This is a genomic window from Bacteroidales bacterium (assembly GCA_018334875.1).
GTDB lineage: Bacteria > Bacteroidota > Bacteroidia > Bacteroidales > UBA12077 > JAGXLC01.
In genome coordinates, this window is sequence record JAGXLC010000232.1 from 1 (window position 1) to 6,523 (window position 6,523).

Annotated in this window: 6 protein-coding genes; 5 read left to right on the forward strand and 1 reads right to left on the reverse strand. The window is 39.1% G+C overall.

The window, feature by feature from the left end; all coding sequences use genetic code 11:
- Positions 1-453 precede the first annotated feature (453 nt).
- The 5 genes from KGY70_15050 to KGY70_15070 all read left to right on the forward strand — a co-directional run bounded on the left by KGY70_15050 (position 454) and on the right by KGY70_15070 (position 6,058).
- Positions 454-1,611, forward strand: a complete 1,158-nt coding sequence (locus KGY70_15050; protein MBS3776512.1) for an HlyD family efflux transporter periplasmic adaptor subunit — start codon at positions 454-456, stop codon at positions 1,609-1,611.
- A 17-nt stretch (positions 1,612-1,628) separates the two neighbouring features.
- Positions 1,629-3,794: a peptidase domain-containing ABC transporter gene (locus KGY70_15055; GenBank protein ID MBS3776513.1), complete on the forward strand. Its 2,166-nt coding sequence runs from the start codon at positions 1,629-1,631 to the stop codon at positions 3,792-3,794.
- Between the two features lie 87 nt (positions 3,795-3,881).
- Positions 3,882-4,223, forward strand: coding sequence for a hypothetical protein (locus tag KGY70_15060; GenBank protein ID MBS3776514.1), 342 nt, complete (start codon positions 3,882-3,884; stop codon positions 4,221-4,223).
- Positions 4,224-4,303: 80 nt separating this feature from the next.
- Positions 4,304-4,477 (forward strand): hypothetical protein, encoded by a 174-nt coding sequence (locus KGY70_15065; GenBank protein MBS3776515.1) that lies wholly within the window; start codon positions 4,304-4,306, stop codon positions 4,475-4,477.
- 1,089 nt (positions 4,478-5,566) lie between these two features.
- A complete protein-coding gene (locus tag KGY70_15070; protein ID MBS3776516.1) occupies positions 5,567-6,058 on the forward strand; it encodes a CPBP family intramembrane metalloprotease in 492 nt (163 codons plus the stop codon).
- A gap of 261 nt (positions 6,059-6,319) precedes the next feature.
- Here KGY70_15070 and KGY70_15075 read toward each other — a convergent pair.
- Positions 6,320-6,523, reverse strand: a 204-nt coding sequence (locus KGY70_15075) for a hypothetical protein (GenBank protein ID MBS3776517.1), incomplete at its 5' end; no start/stop codon positions are given.

Here is a 6,523-nt window from a genome sequence, read left to right on the forward strand (position 1 = left end):
GGGAACCCCATGAAGATAAATAGTGTTTGTCCATAAAGTCAAGGAGATTTGAAAGAGTCTCGTCTAGAATGTTCGCTGGCAAGGCTTGCGAGTTTTGAATGCCAGGAGTTTACTTGATGTAATTGACTGGCATGAAAAACGAGCGTAACGCAGCCAGCGGATATTATAGACAGACTCTAAATAGAAGCACGCTTTTCCGGGTCTCTCCGAAACGCTGTTTTATTTATTATTCCTGATATTCCCCGGAAAAAACAACATTTCTTAAAAAAAATTCTTATAATCCAATTTTATTGGACTATGCTTTTGTACATTTGATTATAAAGGCTGGGTATAACCATAATACCTAAATAACTGTTTAGCTTCGATAAAAAAGGACTTTCCCGGGTGAGCGGGTCTTAATGAAGCATAAAAACTTAAGAAAATCATATATACTTTTTAATTCCCGTTTGAACAATGAAAAACAACCTTTTTCCGCCTGAAATAATACGCCAGACCACCGAAAGTCTCTTTGTGGAAAGGCATACCCGCAGCAGGGTGCTGTATATTTCGGTGCTCGGTATGGTGATTCTGATATTTTCCTCATTGCCTTTCATAAACATTTCCGTCACCACACAGAGTCATGGGATTATTCGCTCCGAGAAAGAAAACAACAGCATTTCATCAGCTTACCACGGGCGAATCGAACGGATCAATATTCAGGAAAATCAACCAGTATCCGAGGGCGATACACTGATTGTGCTCAATACTTCAGGCATCGATGAAGAAATCGAATGGTACGATCAACAAATCAACAAGAACAGCCTTTACATCCGGGAGTTACAAAAACTTCTCAACGGAGGAAAAAATCTTCAAACCCGCCTTTATCAGAGTAATTATCTGGAATATCAGACCAATGCCAGAAAATATGAACACGATCTGAACAATGCCGAAAAAGATTATCGGGTTCATCAAAAACTTTATGTTCAAGAAGTTATACCGGAAATGGAATTTGAAAAGAAGAGATACCGGTACGAACAAGCTTCCAATGCCTATATGGTCTATAAAAGGCAGTCCAGCCTGCAGTGGCAAAATGAGCTGGAAAGGTTACGTTTACAAAAACAGGAGCATCAGTCGAAAATGGAAAGGCTGAAAAAAGAAAAGCAGCAATATATCATCACTTCACCGGTTACTGGCATAATTACCCAATTTTCCGGAGTCCGGAGAGGCAATTTCCTGGTGCCCAATCAGACGGTAGCCCTGATCTCTCCGAATCAGAACCTGCTGGTAGAATGCTACCTTTCTCCTGCTGATATTGGCTATATCAGAGACAGCATGAACGTCCGCTTTCAGTTCGATGCCTTTAACTACAATCAATGGGGGCTTGGTGAAGGGAAAGTTATGGATGTTTCCAATGACATCATCACCCGGAATGAGCAACCCGTTTTTAAGGTAAGATGTACGCTGGAAACCCGGGAGCTTCGGTTAAAGAACGGATACAGGGGAAAATTGAAAAAAGGCATGACGCTGACGGCCCGATTTCTGATCACCGAGCGCAGCTTGTTTCAGCTCCTCTATGATAAGATAGACAAATGGTTGAATCCAAAATTGGACAAATCCCTGGAATATTCATAAAATTGGAACAGTCAGATATGGGAATCAATGTTAAACAACACGACATCACGGATTGCGGAGCAGCTTGTCTGGCTTCCATTGCCTCCCATTACCGGCTTAAGCTTCCCATCTCAAGAATCAGACAGATGGCAGGAACCGATAAGAAGGGTACAAATGTGCTGGGGTTACTCAGGGCCGCGGAAAAACTTGGATTCACCGCAAAAGGCGTAAAGGGTAAGATGGAAAGCATTCCTAAAATACCCCTTCCCGCCATTGCCCATGTTATTGTTGACAAGGTATTGCATCACTATGTAGTGATTTATAAAGCCACTGACAAGGCAGTGGAAATAATGGATCCCAGGGAAGGGAAAATGAATAAGCTGAGCAAAAGGGAATTCGCAGAACAATGGACTGGAGTACTGGTGTTAATGGTTCCCAATGAAGATTTTCGCAAGATGAACATGAAGGTCTCGAACTTTGCCCGGTTCCTGTTTCTGCTCAGTCCGCACAAAAGCATTCTTCTACAGGCCTTGTTCGGGGCCATCATTTATACACTTCTGGGACTGTCCACTGCCATATACATCCAGAAAATTACAGACCATGTGCTGGTCGATGGCAATCGAAACCTCCTGAACCTACTAAGCCTTGCCATGGTTTTTATCCTCTTTTTCCAGATCTTCATCGGCGTTACCAAAACCATATTCACACTCCAAACAGGGCAGAAGATCGATGCGCGACTCATTATGGGTTATTACAAACACCTATTGAAGCTTCCTCAGCGCTTTTTCGATACCATGCGCGTGGGTGAGATCATATCACGGATCAACGATGCAGTAAAAATACGGCATTTCATCAACGATACGCTGATTACGCTTATCGTCAACATTTTCATCATCCTATTTGCCTTCGGATTGATGTTCATTTACAACTGGAAGCTCGCCCTGATCGTAGCCATCATACTTCCCCTTTACCTGCTGACTTACTCCATTACCAACCGTTTAAACAAAAAGCAGGAACGGAAAATCATGGTAAACGGTGCCGAAGTGGAAAGCCAGCTTGTAGAATCTCTGAATTCGGTGAAAACGATCAAACAATTCGGACTGGAAAACCATACGAACCTCAAAACGGAAACACGGTTTGTCAACCTGCTCCGTTCGATCTATACTTCAGGATTAAATTCCGTTTTTTCCTCCAATACCTCGGAATTTCTAAACCGTTCCTTCACCATCATCCTTTTGTGGGTTGGCTCCTATTTTGTAATTGACCGGTTGATCACTCCGGGAGAGCTGCTCTCCTTTTATGCACTGATCGGCTATTTTACCGGTCCGGCCATTGCACTGGTGGGCATGAACAAAACCATCCAGAATGCTCTGATTGCTGCCGACCGGCTTTTTGAGATCATGGACCTGGAACGGGAAGAAGAAAGCAATCAAATGGAACTAACCGGAAACATGACCGGGGACATTCAGTTCGAAAACATTTCCTTTAGCTACGGCACCCGCATTGATGTTTTCAAAGACTTCAATCTGACCATTGAAAAAGGAAAAATCACGGCCATTATCGGCGAGAGCGGTTCGGGCAAGTCCACACTCACTTACCTGGTTCAGAAATTGTATCCGCTGAACGAAGGGGTTATCCGGATTGGCCAATACAACATTCAATATATAAGCACCCAATCCCTGCGTAACCTGATTGGGGTCGTTCCCCAGCAACTGAACATATTTTCGGGAAATGTGACAGAGAACATTGCCGTGGGTGAAACAGAGCCCGATATGGAAAAGGTGATCCGCGTTTGCTCTCAACTGAAGCTTATCGAATTCATAGAACAACTGCCCAATGGCTTTCATACCTGGCTTGGCGAAAACGGCGCCACCCTTTCGGGAGGGCAAAAGCAACGCCTGGCCATTGCCAGGGCATTATACAAGGAACCGGAGATCCTGATACTCGATGAAGCTTCCTCTAACCTGGATTCGGAGGCAGAATACCATGTAAAACAAACCGTTCACCACCTCCGGGATCAGGGCAAAACAGTAATACTGATCGCTCACCGGCTCAGCACCCTTGCCGGGGCCGACACAATTGTGGTACTGGAAAAGGGAAGGGTGACAGAGCAAGGATCGCATGAGGCATTATATGACAAAAAAGGCAGATATTATCAATTGTGGCAGAAGCAGATCCCTTCCTATGTGAATCAAAATATTTGAAATTATTGGAAGGAAGGCAGGATTGTAACTATGAAAACGGGCATGTACAGAAAATCATGAACAGTTAATATTCAAAACCATCAAACCATGGCTTATTTCAAATACCTTGAACGACTGGAAAGAATGGACCGACTGATACGTATGGAAAACACAGGAACCCCGCGTAAATTTGCTAACAAACTAGGTATCAGCGAAAGCCATCTCTATTTTTGCTTGAAGGAGCTGAAGGAATATGGACTGCCTATATCTTATAATGGGGTGAAGCGTAGCTACTATTACCGGGAGGACGTGAAGCTCAGGGTAAGCGTAAGCATTCAAAAAATGGCGGAGGATGAGGTGATTCATATTGTCGGGGGCATTGAAAAAAAATCAAATTTTTTTGCCCCACTATTATATAATCAGAGTGAGGGGACGTATTTTGGTACATGATATCATAAAAAACAGGCCTGTATTCAAAAAGGTGAAATCAACCGCCTCAAAGCGTTGTTTAATTAAAACTTTTATGCCTTATGAAAAAATTAGATTTAAAGAATTATGAAGTAGTTGCTTTGGATAAACCAGAGAGTAAAAAATTTAATGGAGGAGGGCTCGGTCCACTGTGGTGGAATTCCATGATTAGAGCTGGACTTTTATCTCGTTGGATAATAACCAATAGAGGTTATATGGAAAATTATATGGCATGAGAGCAGCTTAAAAAAAGAAAAACAAAAAGTTACACTAAATCTTTATTCAGTCTGACGGCAGACAAGGAAAACGAAATACTAAAAAATAGATTATATATAAGAATCTAGTCTAAAAAGGCGCTTAGCGGCTATATTTAGCTAATTGTGCAAAATTAATCCATTGAATTTCAGAGATCTACTAGAGCCGCTTAGCGCCTTATCAGCCAAATCTAGCTTTTTATACCGGACTCATATAATTAAAGTTCGATTTTTAAGAGGATTGATAGCTTTTAGTTTCCTGCCAGTCGTCAGGCTGATTAATAATGAAAAACAAAAATTGACTTTCACTGGACATATATTATAGAATTAGCTTATATGCTAAATTTTTCTAGTATTATAGGAGTTCAGTCTTAAAAGGGGATTAAATTAAGACAATGCCACTAAATCTTCAAAAGATCAAAACAAACAAAAAGAATGTATTCACTTTCTTATTTTAATTAAATTTCGTGCTTTTTGTGTTTGGTGGCAAAAGAACCTTTTAGACCGCACTCTTCTATTATTTATTAAAACATTAAAAGGCTAAATTATGGAAGCAGGATTAATTGCTTTAGTAATATTTCTAATAGGAGATATAATAATACTTATACATATTAAAAGAAAAAAAAAATCAAAACATAAAAATAACAATAGACAATAGCTTTGGATGGTAACTTTATTACATATGGCACAAACGGCATTTTTCTTTTCTGAGGGGGTATTAAATGAAATTTTAAAAGGATAGATATATTTCCTGTAAATTGACGGAGGAAAATCATAGGTGTTTATAACAAACTCGCTTATTAATGAGTTAAGGCCTAAAATGCTTAAAATAAGAAAATGCCACTAAAGCTCTAACCTGTTCAGCGACTGACGGGAACACTAAAAACAAACAAAAAAGAGATATTCAGTTTCTTAATTTGATAAAATTTCGTGTACCAACCTGTTGTCGGGCAGGTTTGTGTTCTTGCACCCCTCAGAATAAAGGGTTCATGGAAGAAAAATCCTTTTTAGGCTTGAGTCAAAAAATTTTCAGAGGTGAATGTAATATGTATATTGTAGAAATATAAACTAATGAAAACTTTAAAGTTATCTAATTTTCTGATCAATACTCACCTTGGAGTATTTCTCGGAATCTTTTTCCTGTTACATCTTTTAATAAACCTTCCATTTTTATGGGCACCTGATGACAGCACAACAAATGATACTGTGGAAATGCTCGAAGAAACAGGGGGTAAAGCAACTGTATTATTTGCTTCAGTTATTTTGGCTCCTCTCTTCGAAACGTTTTTCTACCAGTTCTCTGTAATCAAAATGGTGCGTTTTCTGATTAAATATTCCATATGGGCTTTTATTATTGCCATTCTTGGGTCCGCTCTTTTGTTTGCCTGGGACCACTCCTACTCCAGATATTATCAAATAGGTGCTTTTTTTATAGGTATCCTTTATGCATCTGTTTTCTATATAGCTCAATACAGGCGAGAACTTCCGGCATTTCTGATTGTAGCTATTTTACACAGCACATGGAATCTGTTTGTTTTTATCATGGACGAAATTGGATATTGAAGAAAATAAACCTTGAAAATGAAAATTAAACAACTCAGAATAAAAAAGATCCTTACAATCTCGTATTTAATTCATTGACAATAAAATGACTAAAAACCTCATTAAAAAATAAAAAATATCATGATGGTTATAATATCTTTCCTTGTTTTTACCAGCATTTTTAAATTCTGGGATATTATAAAAAAATTGATCAGTAATGTTTTATATAAATAATAATTTGATGCTCATGAAATTATATCCTACAAAATGGCGCATAATATTTCAGGTAGGATCAATTGCTACCTTTATTTCTGCCTTGGGTTTACTAATAATATCTGCCAACTTACTAAAAGTCAATCTATTGGTCTTATCTTTGTTTCTATATTTATTAGCAATGACAAAAATGAGAAATGAAGATGAATTTGTGAGATCAGTTAGATATAAAACTCTATCTTTCACCTTCATGATTCTGTTTGCAGCTTTTAT

Excerpts from the sequence above, each read along its gene's own strand:
- KGY70_15065 (MBS3776515.1), top strand. The coding sequence starts at position 4,304 with ATGAAAAAATTAGATTTAAAGAATTATGAAGTAGTTGCTTTGGATAAA.
- KGY70_15060 (MBS3776514.1), top strand. The coding sequence starts at position 3,882 with ATGGCTTATTTCAAATACCTTGAACGACTGGAAAGAATGGACCGACTG.
- KGY70_15055 (MBS3776513.1), top strand. The coding sequence starts at position 1,629 with ATGGGAATCAATGTTAAACAACACGACATCACGGATTGCGGAGCAGCT.
- KGY70_15050 (MBS3776512.1), top strand. The coding sequence starts at position 454 with ATGAAAAACAACCTTTTTCCGCCTGAAATAATACGCCAGACCACCGAA.
- KGY70_15070 (MBS3776516.1), top strand. The coding sequence starts at position 5,567 with ATGAAAACTTTAAAGTTATCTAATTTTCTGATCAATACTCACCTTGGA.